This is a genomic window from Cohnella sp. GbtcB17 (genome assembly GCF_019091135.1).
Taxonomy (GTDB): domain Bacteria; phylum Bacillota; class Bacilli; order Paenibacillales; family Paenibacillaceae; genus Cohnella.
In genome coordinates this window covers 67,025-83,772 of the sequence record NZ_JAGXJW010000025.1, presented here as the reverse complement: position 1 = coordinate 83,772, position 16,748 = coordinate 67,025, and the positions used below count along the sequence as shown (strand labels likewise).

Annotated in this window: 17 protein-coding genes and 1 pseudogene; 3 read left to right on the top strand and 15 right to left on the bottom strand. The window is 60.6% G+C overall.

The window, feature by feature from the left end:
• Window positions 1-109 precede the first annotated feature (109 nt).
• Both KVT38_RS15540 and KVT38_RS15535 read left to right on the top strand, forming a co-directional pair.
• A complete protein-coding gene (locus KVT38_RS15540; RefSeq protein WP_217594636.1) occupies window positions 110-895 on the top strand; it encodes a helix-turn-helix domain-containing protein in 786 nt (261 codons plus the stop codon).
• A gap of 149 nt (window positions 896-1,044) precedes the next feature.
• Window positions 1,045-1,251 (top strand): alpha/beta-type small acid-soluble spore protein, encoded by a 207-nt coding sequence (locus KVT38_RS15535; protein ID WP_217594635.1) that lies wholly within the window; start codon window positions 1,045-1,047, stop codon window positions 1,249-1,251.
• A gap of 80 nt (window positions 1,252-1,331) precedes the next feature.
• On the opposite strand, the gene KVT38_RS15530 is transcribed toward KVT38_RS15535, so the two are convergent.
• The 4 genes from KVT38_RS15530 to KVT38_RS15515 form a co-directional block, all read right to left on the bottom strand.
• Window positions 1,332-1,529, bottom strand: a complete 198-nt coding sequence (locus KVT38_RS15530; protein WP_368859106.1) for a cation transporter — start codon at window positions 1,527-1,529, stop codon at window positions 1,332-1,334.
• A 194-nt stretch (window positions 1,530-1,723) separates the two neighbouring features.
• Entirely contained in the window at window positions 1,724-2,041 is a 318-nt protein-coding gene (locus tag KVT38_RS15525; protein ID WP_217594634.1) for a thioredoxin family protein, read from the bottom strand.
• Window positions 2,019-2,417, bottom strand: coding sequence for a MerR family transcriptional regulator (locus KVT38_RS15520; RefSeq protein WP_217594633.1), 399 nt, complete (start codon window positions 2,415-2,417; stop codon window positions 2,019-2,021). The genes KVT38_RS15525 and KVT38_RS15520 overlap by 23 nt, the downstream gene beginning before the upstream one ends.
• 82 nt (window positions 2,418-2,499) lie before the next feature.
• Entirely contained in the window at window positions 2,500-3,837 is a 1,338-nt protein-coding gene (locus KVT38_RS15515; RefSeq protein ID WP_483298175.1) for a deoxyguanosinetriphosphate triphosphohydrolase family protein, read from the bottom strand.
• Between the two features lie 253 nt (window positions 3,838-4,090).
• On the opposite strand from KVT38_RS15515, the gene KVT38_RS15510 reads away from it, so the two are divergent.
• Window positions 4,091-4,627 (top strand): TVP38/TMEM64 family protein, encoded by a 537-nt coding sequence (locus tag KVT38_RS15510; RefSeq protein ID WP_217594632.1) that lies wholly within the window; start codon window positions 4,091-4,093, stop codon window positions 4,625-4,627.
• Window positions 4,628-4,661: 34 nt separating this feature from the next.
• Here the strand turns inward: KVT38_RS15510 and KVT38_RS34790 are convergent.
• The 11 genes and pseudogenes from KVT38_RS34790 to KVT38_RS15460 all read right to left on the bottom strand — a co-directional run bounded on the left by KVT38_RS34790 (window position 4,662) and on the right by KVT38_RS15460 (window position 16,742).
• A pseudogene (locus KVT38_RS34790) lies at window positions 4,662-5,021 on the bottom strand (VOC family protein).
• Window positions 5,022-5,650: 629 nt separating this feature from the next.
• Window positions 5,651-6,370 carry a FadR/GntR family transcriptional regulator gene (locus KVT38_RS15505; RefSeq protein WP_256454862.1) on the bottom strand — a complete coding sequence of 240 codons (720 nt, stop codon included), beginning with the start codon at window positions 6,368-6,370 and terminating at the stop codon, window positions 5,651-5,653.
• 43 nt (window positions 6,371-6,413) lie between these two features.
• Window positions 6,414-7,175 (bottom strand): LutC/YkgG family protein, encoded by a 762-nt coding sequence (locus KVT38_RS15500; protein ID WP_217594631.1) that lies wholly within the window; start codon window positions 7,173-7,175, stop codon window positions 6,414-6,416.
• Entirely contained in the window at window positions 7,162-8,679 is a 1,518-nt protein-coding gene (locus KVT38_RS15495; protein WP_217594630.1) for a LutB/LldF family L-lactate oxidation iron-sulfur protein, read from the bottom strand. Before KVT38_RS15495 ends, KVT38_RS15500 begins: the two co-directional genes overlap by 14 nt.
• Window positions 8,676-9,404 carry a (Fe-S)-binding protein gene (locus KVT38_RS15490; protein ID WP_217594629.1) on the bottom strand — a complete coding sequence of 243 codons (729 nt, stop codon included), beginning with the start codon at window positions 9,402-9,404 and terminating at the stop codon, window positions 8,676-8,678. The genes KVT38_RS15495 and KVT38_RS15490 overlap by 4 nt, the downstream gene beginning before the upstream one ends.
• Before the next feature lie 121 nt (window positions 9,405-9,525).
• Complete coding sequence (locus KVT38_RS15485; protein WP_217594628.1) at window positions 9,526-10,296, bottom strand: DeoR/GlpR family DNA-binding transcription regulator; 771 nt, start codon at window positions 10,294-10,296, stop codon at window positions 9,526-9,528.
• 23 nt (window positions 10,297-10,319) lie between these two features.
• A complete protein-coding gene (locus tag KVT38_RS15480; RefSeq protein WP_217594627.1) occupies window positions 10,320-11,795 on the bottom strand; it encodes a rhamnulokinase in 1,476 nt (491 codons plus the stop codon).
• A 30-nt stretch (window positions 11,796-11,825) separates the two neighbouring features.
• The gene (gene rhaA / locus KVT38_RS15475) at window positions 11,826-13,088 is read right to left on the bottom strand and encodes an L-rhamnose isomerase (RefSeq protein WP_217594626.1); all 1,263 of its coding nucleotides are present in this window, start codon (window positions 13,086-13,088) and stop codon (window positions 11,826-11,828) included.
• Between the two features lie 108 nt (window positions 13,089-13,196).
• Window positions 13,197-13,568 carry a sensory rhodopsin transducer gene (locus tag KVT38_RS15470; RefSeq protein WP_217594625.1) on the bottom strand — a complete coding sequence of 124 codons (372 nt, stop codon included), beginning with the start codon at window positions 13,566-13,568 and terminating at the stop codon, window positions 13,197-13,199.
• 44 nt (window positions 13,569-13,612) lie between these two features.
• Entirely contained in the window at window positions 13,613-15,682 is a 2,070-nt protein-coding gene (locus KVT38_RS15465; RefSeq protein ID WP_217594624.1) for a bifunctional aldolase/short-chain dehydrogenase, read from the bottom strand.
• A gap of 550 nt (window positions 15,683-16,232) precedes the next feature.
• Complete coding sequence (locus tag KVT38_RS15460; RefSeq protein WP_217594623.1) at window positions 16,233-16,742, bottom strand: GNAT family N-acetyltransferase; 510 nt, start codon at window positions 16,740-16,742, stop codon at window positions 16,233-16,235.
• Window positions 16,743-16,748: the final 6 nt, after the last annotated feature.

Sequence of the window (16,748 nt, the reverse complement as noted above, 5' to 3'; positions counted from 1 at the left end):
TTATCGCCTGCTTCGACATTATCCTTCTATATTAGACTTTGAATTGCCGGTTGAATATGAAGCATAGTATGATTAATGGACCATTGTACGATCAGAAAGGAAACTTTGAATGTCGCGCCTCTGTTTGATCGATTTTCGGCTGGACCGCGGGGATACTGCCGCGTCTCGCACGGACGCCCGCAGGCCGTACGATTTATTGGCCGTCGTCACCTACGGCAAAATCCATATGCGAATCGACGACACCGCTTACGCCGCCTCGAAGGGAGATATCGTCTACGTACCGGCAGGCGCCAGCTTCGAAACGGATGCCACGGCGAACGTTTTTCACGAAAAGTACGCGGCCTTGCTCGCCGTGCGCGAATCGGCGACCGGTCTTCCGCTGCTCGACGAGGGCATACCCCTAGTCGCAAAATGCGCGCCATTCGAGTGGATGTCCGACCGGCTCCGGACGCTGCACGGCGAATGGCAGGAACAAGCGCCTTACGCGAGCGTTCGCTGCGAGGCGATCCTGCTCGAGCTTGCCGCCGTGTGGAGCCGCGAGCTGCAGAAGGAACCGCCAAGTCCGTCCTCCCTGCTCTTGACCGAGCGGATGAAAGCTTATATCGCAGGCCACTATCGGGAGAAAATCACGAAAGAGGAGCTCGGCGCGGCGATCGGCCGTACGCCCAACCATGCCGCTGCGCTTTTCAAGCGCTCGACGGGCCAGACGATCAGCGAATACACGCATGCGATGCGGATCAAGACGGCGGTTTATATGCTTAAAGAATCGCTGCTTACAGCGGGCGAGATAGCCGAATATCTCGGCTACCGGGATCTGTCTTATTTCCACCGAATATTCAAAAAACTGACGGGATTCCCGCCCGCCTCCTTCATGGATGGACGGAATCATCAATAATTAATGGAGTTAAACGTCGCGATTAGTCGATTAATGACATAAAATGTTGCTTCACGTGAAACAATTCGTATCCTTAAAAAGCGGTTAGACGGCTGAATAGAAGGAACTGCCAATCGATATAATAACCTCCATCAACGGAGGTGATAGACATGGCCAGAAACAACCAGCTCGTCGTTCCCGAATGCCGCGCCGCACTCGAGCAGTTGAAGTTCGAGATCGCCCGGGAGCTCGGCTTCCAGATCCCGCAGGACGGCTATTACGGCAATATGCTGACACGCGAAGCGGGACAGATCGGCGGCAATATCACAAAAAGACTCGTACAGATCGCAGAACAGCAATTGGGCGGCAGATTCTGAATATCGTCCCAGCTCCCCGTACGCCAAAAAGGAGCCATCGGCGGATGGCTCCTTCGCAGGGAATCGCATGTTTGATTTCGTTAAACGACGTCGTAGCCTTGATCTTCAATCGCCGTCTTAATATCGGCAAGCCCCAGCTTGCTCTCGTCATAGCTCACCGCTACCGAACCGGATGCCAGATCGACCTTCGCCTCCGCGCCAAGCTTCTTAATCGCGCCCTCCACGCTATTCACGCAGTGCCCGCAGGACATGCCTTCTACTTTTAAAGTCGTATTCACGGATAACGGCCTCCTTGTGTTGTTGATAATTTCAATATAATATACCCCCGTAGGGTATGTCAAGTGGCGTTATCGCCGAATCGACGCGGGCAGTCGTAGGCAGCCCCCGCTCCTTCCGTGCAGCCGGCGCATCGCCAAAAAGCCTTCAATCCGAGTCAATCGGACTTGAAGGCTTTCCGCTCTCGCTAAATCGATCAATTTGGCACGTACCGGTTCAGCACCGATCGGTAGGCGTCAATCGGTCGGAGTCCGACGAGCTTCTCCACCGGCTCTCCGTCGTTGAACACGATGACGGTCGGGTTGGCCATTACGCCGAAGCTTGATGCCGTCTCGGGCGACTCGTCCGTATCGACCTTGACGATGGATACCCGTTCGCCGTATTCCTCGGCAAGCGTCTCGATGACCGGCAGCAGCGCCTTGCACGGCGGGCACCAGGTCGCCCCGAAGTCCACCAGCGTCACGCCCGAAGGCCGCACCGCAGATTCAAAATTAACGTCGTTCGCTTCTCTCATCTCGCATCGACTCTCCTTCGCCCTGCTGGGATTCGCCGCGGAAGGAAGCGATGCGGTCGGTCAGATTGTCCCGAATGCGCGTCAGCTGCGCGATCTGCGCCTCGATGTCCGCCAGCTTACTCTCGTACACCGGCAGCACCTCGGTGCAAAACGTCTCCGGACGGCTCAGCACGCAATTCAAAAACCCGGCGATCTGCTCCGTCGTAAGTCCGAGCTGCAAGTAAAACCGGATCGTGCGCACCTGCTCCTCGGCCAGCGGCGAATACTCGCGGTAGCCGTTCGATTCGCGCAGCGGCGCGATCAAGCCCTGCGCTTCATAATAGCGAAGCGACCGGATGCTCGCGCCGGTTCTGCGCGACAACTCCCCGATTTTCATGCGTGACCGCCTCCTTCCTTCCCGGCTGCCTCCAGCATACACCCTGCCATTAATGTCAGGGTCAAGCGGCGCCCGCACGAACTCAGTCGCGTTCGTAAATCGATCCCGAGCGGCTGGCGAAAAACTCGGCATACACCTTTTCCGCATACGCGTCCGTCATACCCGACAAATAATCCGCCACGAGCCGCTCCCACTGCCAGCGGCCTTTGTGCTGCTCGTAGCTCTCGTGCCAGTCCGGCGGGATGATCAGCTTGCCGGTCTCGTACTCCTTGAAGCTGCCCCACAGCCTGCGGATCATGACCTCGCTTCGCTTGTGCAGCCGTTGCACGCGAAAGTCCTTGATCAACGTCACCCAAGCCAGCTTTTTCAAAATCTCCATCGTCCGCAATAGCTCAATGTCCTGCGCGCCGTCGCGGATGAACGTCACCTTTTTCCAGCCTTTGGCCGGGTCGTCCAGAATGCCCACCTGATTGGCGAACTTGCGCACCCAGCGCGCCTTCATCTCTCGCCTCGCCCGCGACGGCTCGCCTCCGCAATCGACGTAGATCTGCTCCCACTGCTCCAGATAGCCGCTCAGCACCGTGCGCACCATGGACGGCAAATCGATCTGCTCCCAGTTCATGCTGTGGTTGCCCGGATCGTCCTTGATCTCCTGAATAAGCGCCGCCACGATGCGCTCGTCCTCGAACAGCGTCCGGCTCATCGGAATTTTGCCCGCGCGGATGCCGTCCTCCAGATCGTGGGTCGAATAAGCGATATCGTCGCACAGGTCCATGAGCTGGGCCTCGAGCGTCGCGCAGCCGTCGGGCATGCCCCACAAGTCTCGCAGATAGCGGATGCCTTCCCATTCCATATGGTAAACGCCCTTGAGCCGTCCCGGCTCGTCGAGGTTATAAGGATACTTGTTGATGCCGAGCAGCACCGACGCGCTCAGGTCAAGTCCGCTGTCGCTCCCGGCCCTCTTTTCGAGAAACATCAGAATGCGGTAATTTTGCGCGTTGCCCTCGTACTTCAGCCCGAACTCTTCCATCAGCAGATCGTTCAGCACCTCTTCGCCCTTGTGGCCGAACGGCGGATGACCGAGATCGTGAGCGAGCGCCGCCACCTCGACGACCTCCGGGTCGATCATAAGGCCCGGATGCTCCCGTCTGCTCAGCAGCTCGTACTGCTTGCCCAGCCGGCGGGCCACCTCGCGGGCGATCTGCGACACCTCGATGGAATGCGTCAGACGCGTCCGATAGTAGTCCCCGCTGCCGGCGCCGAACACCTGCGATTTACCTTGCAGCCGCCTAAACGAGGGGGATTGAATGAGCCGCGCGTAGTCCTTTTCATATTCGTCCCGGTCATCGCCGGAGTGGATGTTTTCCGTATCGAACAATCTCATTTTGCGAAGATTCGTTTGTCCTTTGTGCAGGGTCATCGGCCTCTTGCTCCTCTGCGGTTTGAACGGCAGGTTGGTCCAACCGGCATTGATATCTGGATTAGTATATGCGCCAACCCGTCATGAAGCAAGTCGGATGTGAGCTTCGCGGCAGCTTGTCTGCACGATCGGCGGCGGTTGCGGTCATACGGCCGAATGCGGTAGTCTGAACGAAGGAATCGTCGGCGAAAAAAAGCCGGCAGTCGACACGGGTTAACGTAAAAACGGCGATTCGTCGGCGGAAGGTGCAGCGATGAAAAAAATCGGATGGGCTATCGTCATTTACGGCCTTGTCGTATGGGGATTTTGGCTATACAAAAACGAGCTGCTCGCCTGGATGCAAAGCGGTTCCTTATCGTTATGGACGATGCTGCTGCTCGCTGTGGCGCTCGCGTTCGTTCCCGTTCTTCCTTATAAATTATTCATAGCTATCGCCGCTTACGCGTACGGCGCGCCTGGCGGCGCGCTGATCAGCTGGTTTGGCGCGACGGTCGCGGCCGTGCTTATGTATGTTTACGCACGTTTTTTTCTCGCAGACGCCGCAGAGCGTTGGCTCGCCCGTAGCCCCAAGCTGCAGGCGTTCGCCGAGCGGCTGGGACGGCGGCCGTTTTGGTTCATTTTTGTGGCTAGGCTCGTGCCCTTCCTGCCGCAGCCGCTCGTCAATTTGTACGCGGCGGCCGCGGGGATCCGGCCGCTGCCCTATATCGCGGGCACCGCGCTCGGCAAGCTGCCGATGATGGCGCTGTATGCGTTCGCCGGAGAGAAGCTGCTGGGGATTTTGCTGGGCTGAGCGCAAACATTTTATTAGCGACCCAATTATTCGCTCACGGTTGCGAAAGCCACTCCAAAAACTCTAGTCGATTCCCGAAGGGATCGTTTAAATAAAAGCGCCGCACCCCTTCATCGCTCTCGCTTCATCGTCGATGATCGCCACGCGATTGCGTTGCAAATGTTCACGCAGCGCATCCAGATTCCGCACATGGAACGCCGGGTGCGCTTTTGTCGCGGGAACGAAATCTTTTTGAACGCCGACGTGGACCTGATGCAATCCGCATAGAAACCAAACGCCGCCGCGTTTTTTAAATTTTCAGGCTTTGGAATCTCAGGCCAACCTAATAAGAGATTAAAAAAATTCCTTGCCTCCGCTCCGCATCCTTACGGGCGGCCAGTTGGACGTGGTCCAAGTCCGTAAAATTCGTAAGTCATGTAACCCCCCCCCTTCGTTTTACTGGATGAAACTATGTTTCAAAAAATAATTCCATTTTATAGAAGTGACACTTAATACGTCAATAAATAAAGGTGTCCCAGCTATTGCTACGATGCGCCGTTGCCGAGGAATAGAGGTGTTCCGTGCCGTTATTGTGCCGCCGTTGCCCAGTAATAGTTCGTTTGCGATCTGATGTCCGTTTGAAATAAATGGCATGCCACGTGATGGGAGGTAGAATAGGATTTGTTTGTTTTGAGGAACTAACTGAGAGTTGCGGCGGGCGTGCAAATGGATTTGTTCCCGGTCAGGAACAAACGAAGTCTTGCGTGGGGCTACACATCATTTTTGATCTCTGTTAGGAACAAACCGAGCCTTGCGATAGTGCGGCGCGCCATTTTGTTTTCTGTTGGGAACAAGCTACGGGTGGCGATGGGTTTGCATGGAGATTTGTTCCCCGTCAGGAACATACAGAGCCTTGCGACGGTGCAGCTCGCCATTTTGTTCTCGGTTAGGAACAAGCTGCGGCGGCGACGGGTGGAGGCAACCAAACGCGAATAAAAGGACGAAGCGCGCAGCCTCGTCCTTCCTATTTCGGTTATGAATGGCTTATAGATGCCGCAGCAGCATCCGCTCCACGTGCGCGAGATGCTCGTTCATGCGCAGCGATGCCGCGACCGGCTCCTGCTCCGCGACGGCGTCCAGGATGGCCGAATGCTCCTCGAACAGCCTGCGCGCGACGGAGCGGTTGGCGTACAGCTCGACGCGGCGAATGTCGCGGATCGCCCGCTCCATCTGGCCTGTGATCGACGCGAACAGCGAGATCATGATGTCGTTGCGCGTCGCCTTGGCGAGCAGCAGGTGGAACTGGAGGTCGGTCCGCTCGCCTTCGACATCGTCGCCGATAGCGGCCTCCATCTCGAACTGAAGCGCGCGCAGGGCGTCAAGGTCCTCGCTCGTGCGCTTGGAGGCGGCGATCGAGGCGATCGACACCTCGAGCGTCTGCCGCACCTCGAGCAGCTCGAGCAGCGTCTTGCGGTCGTCCCGCAGCGACAAAAGCTCGGGCGGCTCGACGCCCGCCGCGCCGCCCATCGGCGCATGTCCGGCCGGTGGCGCCGCGGAGACCCGGCAGCCGCCGCCCTGGCGAATGTCGATGAGCCCCATCGCCTTCAGGGCGCTCAGCGCTTCGCGCGTCGTCGAACGGCCGACGCCGAACTGCTCGGAGATTTCCCGCGTCGACGGCAGCTTGTCGCCCGGCTTCAGCCGCCCGTCCTCGATCTGGCGGCGGATCTGCATCGCGATCTCCTCATAATGGTTGCGCTTGGTCAGCGGCTTCGCTTCGATCGGTCTCGCCTCCTTGAACGGCTGCGCTTCAGCCGATAATAACCGCGTAGACGACGCCGGGTCCGTGAACGCCGATCGTCAGATCGTTCTCGATATCCGACGACCGGCTAGGTCCCGTGATAAAGTGAACGCCGGCCGGCAGCGCCTCGCGTCCGCCTTCGTCCATCGGGATAAGCGCTTCGCCTAGCCTCGTGCCGAGCCGTTCGACCGGGATCAAGATGAACAGCACGGTCGGCAGCAAAGAGACCGAGCGCCCCTTGTTCGAAGCCGAGCGCACGACGACCGTCCCCGTATAGGCGAGCGCCTGATCGGCCAACACGACGCCGATATCGGCCTCCGCGGCCCGCGCCTTCCAGGCAACGTCGTCGTCCGCGTTCCACACCGACACCTCGGCCTCCGGCACGGACGCTTCCAAGCCGAGCGATGCCAGCTCCGCCTGGTCCTGCCGCACAATAATGCGAGCGCTAAGCTCCTGCGCACGCTCTGCGATAAAGCGGCCGGCTTCGGCCAAATCAGCTGCGCGCGCCGTATGCCCGCCTACGCTCCGCCAGTTCGCCTCGAAGCGCTCGATCCGCTCCTCCGGCGTCCAGTCGAACGTCCGCCAGAAGTCAGGCGCGCCGCGCACCGGCTGCGCCGGCTTCGACGTCATCCGCGGATGACGAAGCCTCGCGGCGATGCCGTTCATGAACGACTCCTGCTTCGCCCGCGACGCACGTTCCATCTCGGCCAGCCAGGCCGCATGCTTCGCCTCTCCGCCGGCCGCACCGGCTTGCTGCTTAATGTCCGCCATGTCCGCCGCCTCCTTGTCCCCGCTCCTTGACTATCTGTTCCATTCTGCGCTTCATGTCCGGCGCCATTGGCGGCCGCTTGGCATCGAGCTCGCGGTCGAGCCTCTCCCAGCGGTCGCGGAAGGAGCGTCTCGGCAGGCTCGGCGTCACCCGATAGCTGTTCCAGCCTTTGAGCGGCCCGAGCCTGGTCCGGATCTCGCCGCCGCGGACGACGAGCCGCTGGCCGATCTTGCCGATCGCAAGCGCCGCCTTCATCGCCGCGCTCGACCCTGTGAGCGCTGCGAAGCCCTTCATGCCGGCCGTTTCGACCGCCTTGCCGTTGCCGGTCTCGACCTTGCGCCGCCGCAGGTAGATCAGCATCTCGTGCAGCGGAATTTTGACCGGGCACGCCTCGTAGCAAGCGCCGCAAAGGCTCGACGCGTTGGCGATATCGTCCCACTCGGCGACGTTCTTGTTGAGCGCCGGCGTGAGCACCGCGCCGATAGGGCCGCTGTACGTGCTGCCGTAGGCGTGTCCGCCGATATGCCGGTATACCGGGCAGGCGTTCAGGCAGGCGCCGCAGCGGATGCAGTTGAGCAGCTCCTGGAACTCGGGATCGCCGAGCTGCAGCGAACGCCCGTTGTCGACAATGATAATGTGCATCTCTTCGGGACCGTCCGCGTCGGCCATCCGCTTGGGACCGGTAATCGCCGACATGTACATCGTCAGCTTCTGGCCGGTCGCCGAACGCGGCAGCAGCGTCGCCATCACCTCGAGATCCTCAAAAGAAGGAATGATGCGCTCCATGCCCATGAGCGTAATTTGCGTCTTGGGCACCGTCGTGACCATACGCGCGTTGCCTTCGTTTTCGAACAGCACCATCGAGCCGGTCTCCGCGATCGCGAAGTTGCAACCGGTCATCCCGATGTCCGCCTCGAGAAACTTCTCGCGCAGCTTTTTACGCACGAAGCCCGCGAGCACGGTCGTATCCGCCTCGAGCTTTTCTCCCGCCACCTCGGAGAGCAGATCGGCGATCTGGTACCGGTTTTTGTGAATCGCCGGGATGACGATGTGAGAGGGCATCTCGCCCGCCAGCTGGATGATGTATTCGCCAAGGTCGGTCTCGATCGCCTCGACGCCGATCTGCTCGAGCGCGTGATTCAGGTGCAGCTCCTCGGATACCATCGACTTGGACTTGACGACCGTCTTGGCCGCCTTGCGCTGCGCGATGTCCATCGCGATGGCAACCGCGTCCTCGCCCTTGTCGGCGAAGTGCACGTGCACGCCGTTCGCCCGCGCGTTCTCGACGAACAAATTCAAATAATAGTCGAGATGGGCGATCGTATGCAGCCGGATTTGCCGCCCCCGCTCCCGCCATTCATCCCAATTTCCGTGCTCCGCCGAGGCATTTTTTTTCCCGTTGCGAAGCCGCTCGGTCGTGAACTTGACCGCCTTGACGAGAAATTCGTCGTTCAGCGCCAGATTCGCCCGCTCCTTGACCGTCGCTTTGCCTTTTTGCGCGCTCATGCCAGACCCGCTCCTTCCGCCAGCACCTCTGCCAGGTGCATGACCCGCACTTGTTCGCCGCGATAACGCAGATTGCCTGCGATGTTCATGAGGCAGGCCATGTCGAGTCCGACGAGCACCTCCGCCTCGGTCTCCTTCACGTGATCGACCTTCTCCGACACCATCGCCCCGGAAATGTCCGCCATTTTGACCGCGAACGTGCCCCCGAACCCGCAGCAGTCCTCCGCAAACGGCAGCGGCACGAACGTAAGACCGCGAACGTTCGACATGAGCGCCATCGGCTCGTCTTTGACGCCGAGCAGCCGCGTGCCGTGGCAGGACGGATGATAGGTCACCTTGTGCGGAAAGCTGGCGCCGACGTCCGTCACGCCGAGCACGTTGACGAGAAATTGCGTGAATTCGTACGACTTGTCCCGCAGGCGTTCCGCCCGCGCAAGCTGGACCGGATCGGCTTCGAACAGCTTCGGATAATGATGGATCATGCCCGTGCACGAGCCGGACGGCGAGATGACGAAGTCGCTGTCCTCGAATGCGTCGAGAATCGTCTTGGCGCTGGCGCGCGCCTCCTGCCAATACCCGCTGTTGAAGGCCGGCTGGCCGCAGCAGGTTTGAAGCTTCGGAAATTCGAGCGACACGCCGTACTGCGCGAGCACCCGGACCATCGCCTCGCCGACGCGCGGGTAAATAGCGTCTCCGAGGCAGGTGATGAACAATGAGACCTTCATAGCTTGACACCTCGCGGTTTTGAATAGATCTGTCAGGTTGTCAGACAAGTTGATGATAGGAAAAGCGCAGACGAATCTGCGCTGCTGCATAGCTTGACATCCCATGGCCCTTCTATCGACTTCAGGCGATGCTCACGGCGATGCCCCGGGACTCGAGCTCGCGCACGATCTCGCCCGACAAGCGCCGGTCGGTGACGATCCGGTCCACCTCGGACAGCTCGGATACGTGCGTGAACGCCTGCATGCCGAACTTGCTCGAATCCGCCAGCACGTACACGCTGTCCGCCATGCCGATCATCTTGTTTTTGATGCGCGCCTGCAGCTCGTTGGACTCGCTGATGCCCCGCTCAAGATGGACGCCCTTGCACGAGAGAAACAGCTTGTCGACGTGATAGGCGTCGAGCGAGCGCTCGGCGAGCGGACCGACGTACGACAGGGACCTGCGCGCGAGCTGGCCGCCCGTCGAGATGACCTCGATCTTCTCCTTGCCGGACAGCTCGAGTGCGACCTTGATGGAATTGGTCAGCACGGTGAGCGGAATATCCGGCATCTCGCGCGCCATGTACCACGCGGTCGAGCTCGCGTCGAGCAAAATCCGGTCCTTCGGCGAGATGAGCTTGATCGCCTCGATGGCGATGCGGCGCTTGTCGTCCGCGCGGATGATCTCCCGCTCGGAGTAAGGCGTCTCCGGCTGCGTCTGCACGTCCAGATCCTTGACGCTCACCGCGCCGCCGTGCGACCGCCGCAGCCGTCCCGCCTGCTCCAGCCGATCGAGATCGCGGCGGATCGTCTCCTCCGTCACGCCGCATTGCTCGGACAGCTCGGACACGCGGATGCTGCCGCGTTCGTTAACGAGCTCCACGATTTTTTCATAACGTTCCGCGACGAGCATTCGGCGTCCTCCTTTCTTCTATCCTACTTCGACAGCGCCGTCGTCCGCAAGAATTTTCCGTAAGCGTCTGCCCACGTAAGCGCGTCTTCGGGCGCATAGGTCGCGACGTCGAACGAATCGCGGATGACCCGGCGCGCATCGCGCAGATCGGCCAATTCGCCGGACGCGATCCATTGGACCGCGAGATTGCCGATCGCGCTTCCTTCGGCCGGACCGGCCCACACCGGCTTGCCGATCGCGGACGCGGTCCAGCGGCAGAGCAGCGTGTTCTGGATGCCGCCGCCGACCATATGGAGGCCGCCATACTGCACGCCGGTCAGCTCCTCGATCCGTTCGAGCGCATAGCGGTACTTGAGCGCGAGACTTTCGAGAATGATGCGCATCGTTTGGCCTGCGCTCTCCGGCGGCTTCTGCCCGGTTCGGCGGCAGTACTCGGCGATCCGTCCGGGCATGTCTCCTGGCGGCAGAAAGAGATCGTCGTCCGGGTCGATGAAGGCGGCGAACGCAGGCGCTTCCTCGGCCATCGCGACGAGCTCGGGGAACGAATAGACGCTTCCTTCGCGTTCCCAGGCTCTGCGCGATTCGTTGACGATCCACAGTCCCATGATGTTTTTAAGGAGCCGGTACGTGCCGTACGCGCCGCCTTCGTTCGTGAAGTTCAGCTCGCGCGCGCGGCCCGTGAGCACGGGCTCGGTCACCTCCGTGCCGATGAGCGACCATGTTCCGCAGCTGAGGTAAGCAAACTGTTCGTCGAGCGCCGGCACCGCGACGACGGCAGAGCCGGTGTCGTGCTCCGCGACCGCGTACACCGGAATCGCCGGCACGCCGAGCTCTTTGGTCACCGCTTCGCTCAGCGAGCCTGCCCGATCTCCCGGCGCAAGCACAGGACCGAACCATGCCGCCGGCAGGTTCAGCTTCGCGAGCAGCTCCTGGTCCCAATCCTTGGCCGTCGCGCTGAACAGCTGCGTCGTCGACGCATTGGTGAACTCGCCGTGCATCTCCCCCGTCAGGAAGTAACGCAGCAGATCCGGGATCATGAGGAAGCGCCGGGCTTCGCGCAGCAGCGGGTTACCGGCCGTCTTTAGCGCGTACAGCTGAAAAATCGAGTTAAACGGCTGAAACTGAATGCCGGTTCTGGCGAACAGCTCGGTTTCGGGGATCTCGGCGAAAAGCACGGGCATGATACCTGCCGTATGACCGTCCCGGTAATGGTACGGGTTGCCGAGCAGCTCCCCGCTCTCGCCGACAAAGCCGAAGTCGACGGCCCAGGAGTCGATGCCGATGCTCTGGATGTCAGCGCCACGCTGCTTGGCCTTGAGAAGCGCCTGCTTCATTTCGTGCAGCAGCCGGAGAATGTCCCAGTGCAGCCTGCCGCCGACCTGGACCGGATCGTTCGGGAACCGGTGCAGCTCCTCCGTCTCGATCCGGCCGTCCTTCAGCCTGCCGAGCAGCGCCCGGCCGCTGCTCGCTCCCAGATCGTAAGCCAATATGTCGGCCATTTCTCAGCTACCTCCAGTATGTGTCCATGCTCAGCTGCGCGCGGCGAGCACGTCGCGCTCGTACGCCTTGACCTCTTCGAGCCAGCGCTCGCGGACCGGTACGCCTTGCGATTCGCAGTAATAATCCCAGATCGCGCCGAACGGATACGTCTTGAACTCTTCGGTCAGCGCGAGGCGGGACGTGTAGTCGCCCTCAAGCTCGGCCTTGCGAAGCAGATCCGTAGGTTCGAGCAGCGCCTGGAGCAGCGCCTTGATCGTGTTGCGCGTGCCGATGACCCAAGCCGCGACGCGGTTGATGCTTGCGTCGAAGAAGTCGAGGCCGATATGCGTCTTGCCGAGCAGGTCGCCGCGGACGAGCTCCTTGCCGATCTCGTACAGCTCGTCGTCGAGAATGACGACGTGGTCGCTGTCCCAACGAACCGGACGGCTCACGTGCAGCAGCATGCCTTCGGCGAACAGCGACAGCGAGGACAGCTTGCCGGAGATGACCTCCGTCGGATGGAAGTGTCCGGCGTCCAGGCAGATCAGCTTGTTATTTTGCAGGCCGTAGCCCATGTAAAATTCATGCGAGCCGACCGTGTACGCTTCTGCACCGAGGCCGAAAACCTTGCTCTCGACCGCGTCGAGGTTGTGCGCCGGATTGAGCTCCTCCGCGAACACTTCGTCGAGCGCATCCTTCAGGCGCTTGCGCGGCGCGAGACGGTCGACCGGGTTGTCCTTGAAGCCGTCCGGCACCCAGACGTTCGTGACGCACGTCTGTCCGAGCTGTTCGCCGAAGTAGGCGCCGACGCGGCGGGAGCGCTTGCAGTGCTCAATCCAAAAATCGCGGATCTTCGGATCGGCATGGCTCAGTGTAAAGCCGTCCTTGGAATTTTCGTGGGAGAAACAAGTCGGATTGAAATCGAGCCCCAGTCCCTGCGCTTTCGCCCATTCGACCCAACGCTCGTAGTGACGAGGCTCGATCGTGTCGAGGTCCACTTTTTCGTCGGTGTCCGCGTAGATAGCGTGCAGGTTCACCTTGTGCTTGCCGGGAATGAGCGATAACGCTTTTTCCAGGTCGGCCCGCAACTCGTCCGGCGTACGCGCTGCGCCGGGATAGTTGCCGGTAACGGCGATGCCGCCCGTCAGATCCTGGTCGCGATTGAGGAAGCCGCGCACGTCGTCGCCTTGCCAGCAATGCATGGAAATTTTAATCTCGGACAGCTTCTTGAGCGCCGCGTCGACGTCGATGCCGTGAGCTGCGTATTGCGCCTTGGCCGCTTCGTATTGCTTGGTCGTATCGGTGGATGGCAAGTGGGTGTCCTCCTTATATAAGCCAGGCGAGCGACGCGGGTCGTGCGCCGCGCCGCTCGGGCTTGCTATCGTATTGTGATTGCCGGTTGTGATTGCAGGTTCGGGTTGTCAGGCGATCGGAAACGCCATGACCGACATGAGCGCGTTTTCCGCCTGGGTGGCGTCGAGCCGGCTGTATTGCACGATGACCTTGATATCGCTGCGCACCTCGATCGCGTACGGCACGCCGGGCGGGATGCTCTTGCCGTCCTTGGCCAGCGAGGACGTACGGATATGGCGCGTGCGGCGTGCCGGGACGACGACAAGAATGTCCTCGATCGGATCGCGGTCCTCGAAATAGATAGTGAACTGCAGCAGCGCGTCGTCGGATGCGGTGTTCAGCACGCATACCGATTCGTGGCTCGTAAGCTGGCCTGCGCTGTGCTCCGGAATATACGCGTCCGGGATGAACCAGCGTTTTTCGCCAGTCGCTTGGGGCATGCGCGATTCCTCCTTCGTCGGCTATTGAACCGCCAGGCGGGCGATTAGCGCGTGAACGCGGCCGGTACGCCGCCGTCGATCGTCAGCATGCAGCCCGTCGTCTTTTCGGCCTTCGAGGAAGCGAAGAATGCTACGCCTTCCGCGATGTCGCGCGGGTAGATGTTGACGAGCAGCGTCGTGCGCTTGCGGTAGTACTCCTCGAGCTGGTCAGGCTCGATGCCGTAGGCGGCAGCGCGCTCGTTGCGCCAGCTGCCGTTCCAGATCGCGGAGCCTTGCAGGATCGCGTCCGGCAGAATCGTGTTGACACGGATGCCGTGCTCGCCGCCTTCGGCCGCGATGCAGCGCGCAAGATGAGCCTCAAGCGCTTTGGCCGCGCTGTAGGCGGTCGCGTTTTTGCCGGCATAGACGGAGTTTTTGGAGCCGATGAACACCATGCTGCCGCCGACGGCCTGCTCCTTCATCAGCTTGAACGCTTCGCGGGCAACGAGGAAATAGCCGGTGCCGAGCACGTTCATGTTCAGGTTCCATTCCTTCAGCGACGTCTCTTCGAACGGGCTGGAGGTCGCGAGACCCGCATTATTGACGATGATGTCGACGCCGCCGAAAGCGAGCGCGGTAGCCGCATAAGCCGCTTGAACGGCCTCTTCGTTCGTCACGTCCATCTTGACCGCGATCGCACGGTTGTCGCCGTAGCGGGCATTAATCTCTGCCGCGACCTTCTCCGCGCCTTCGAGGTTCAGGTCGGCCAGCACGACATGCGCGCCTTCGGATACGAGGCGGCGAGCCGTCTCGCTACCGATGCCGCCAGCGCCGCCGGTGATGAACGCCACCTTGCGCGAAAACTCGGCTTCGGCCGGCGCCAGCGTCAGCTTATACAGCTCGAGCGGCCAGTACTCGACGTTGTACGATTCGTTCTCGCTGAGCGAGACGAATTCGCCGAGTGCCGTGGCGCCGCGCATAACCGCGATCGCGCGGTGGTAGAGCGCGCCGCTGACCTGGGACATCGCCCAGCTCTTGCCGGTGTTGATCATGCCCACGCCCGGGATGAGGATGACGCGAGGCGCCGGCTCGAACATGACGTCGCCTTCGTTTTTGTTGCGCTCGAAGTACGCTTTGTACTGCTCCTTGTAAGCCTCGACGCTGCTCTTCAGGATCGCCTTCAGGCCTTCGACGTCGTCCGCGTTCGGCGTCCAGTCGACGAACAACGGCACAACCTTCGTGTGCACAAGGTGGTCGGGGCATGCTGCGCCGACTTGGGACAGTTTCGGCGAGCGCTCGCCGCCGACAAACGCCAGCACGTCGTCCGCGTCGTCGAACGACAGGATCATTTTCTTGGCGTCGGAGACGGCGCCGCGGATCGTCGGCATGACCTGCGCCGCGATGCTGCGGCGAACGTCGGCCGGCAGCGCCGCGTGCTTCACGCCGCCGAACAGCGTCGCCGCGTTCACACGCGCTTCGATGAACGCTTCAGCTTCGCTGATGATCTTGATTGTCTGCGCGTAAGCTTCCTCGCTCGTCTCGCCCCAGGTGACGAGACCGTGTTTTTCCATCAGAACGAGCTCTGCGTTCGGGTTGGCCAGCACGCCTTCGGCGATCATCTTGGACAGCTTGAAGCCCGGGCGGATGTATGGCACCCATACGAAGCGGTCGCCGAAAATTTCCTTCGCCAGCTCCTTGCCGTTGTCGGCGCAGCAGAGGCTGATGATCGAATCCGGATGCGTGTGGTCGACGTGCTTGAACGGCAGAAACGCGTGCAGCAGCGTCTCGATCGAGGCGCGCGGGTGCTTGACGTCGATCATGCAGTTGACGAGATAGGCGACCATCTCTTCGTCCGGCATCTCGTCCTTCTCGAACAGCGGGCGGATGTCTTCCATGCGCAGGCCCGTGAAATTGCCGGCTTTCATCGAAGCGAGGTCCGAGCCGCTTCCCTTCACGTACATGACTTCGACGTCGCGGCCGCGGAAATCCTTCACGATCGTCTTGGCGGACGTGTTGCCGCCGCCCCAGTTGCAGACGCGGCGATCGGCGCCGATGATGTTGGAGCGGTAAACGAGCTGATCCAGCGCGTTTTCTTGCTTCGATGCTTCCGAGGAATTCCACAAGCTTTGAACCATGAGATGAGACCTCCGAATAAATGTTTTGTTTTCTTTTGTTTTCACTATATCATCTTTGTTTGTTTTTGAATACGCATTTTCGGAGAAAAACAAAAAAAACATCCTCGCGAAGGAGGATGTAAAAAGAAAAAAACAAACATGAGCGCACTGCGTGGGCTTGCACGAACGTATCGCTGCAAGAGCATTGGCATCGCAATCTTACTCGTCTGCCCGAATAGCGGCCTAAAGTACCGTTATGCCTCGTAGATGGCGGCTCTTTGGGGAAATAGCGGCACGGAACACCTCTATGACTTGGCCACGGCGGCACTTCGGAGCAATAGCGGCACTGGACACCTCTATGACTCGGCCACGGCGGCACTTCGGCGCAATAGCGGCACAGAACACCTCTATGACTCGGCAATGGCGGCAATTCGGAGCAATAGCGGCATCAGAAGCCTCTATTTCTGGCGGGCGGCGGCACTTCGGCCCGATAGCGGCACAGATCACCTCTACCACTAGCCCAGAATCCGCTGGCCACGCATTTACCTACAAAACAGATCCATTCATCGCCTCATCCGACACGCAGACCGACGATGACCAGATCCCGCTCGACGCCATCGAGCTCGGCGACGCGGGGCAGCAGACCCCAGCGTTCGAAGCCGTGCTTGCCGAGCAGGCGGAGACTCGGTTCGTTGTGTCCGAAAACGAGTCCGACCAGCGTCTTGATGCCAAGCGGCGGAGCGGCCGCGATGGCATGGCGGATAAGCAAATCGCCCAGACCTTGGCCCCGCTCGGATTCGGCGACGTAGATGCTGAGCTCCGCCGTCGCATCGTATGCCGCCCTGCTATGGTAGGACGAGAAGCTGAGCCAACCGGCGACGCATCTTTCTTTTCGCAACACCCATAGCGGATGGCGGTCCGGCCGATGCGCATCGAACCAGCCGATCCGGCTCTCGACCGATACAGGCTCGAGATCGGCCGTCACCTGCCGGCCCGCGATCGTGGAGTTGTAAATCGCAACGATGTCCGACAGGTCCTCGTACCGGGCGATTTCAATGCGATATTGTTGTTGCTGCGACACCACTTT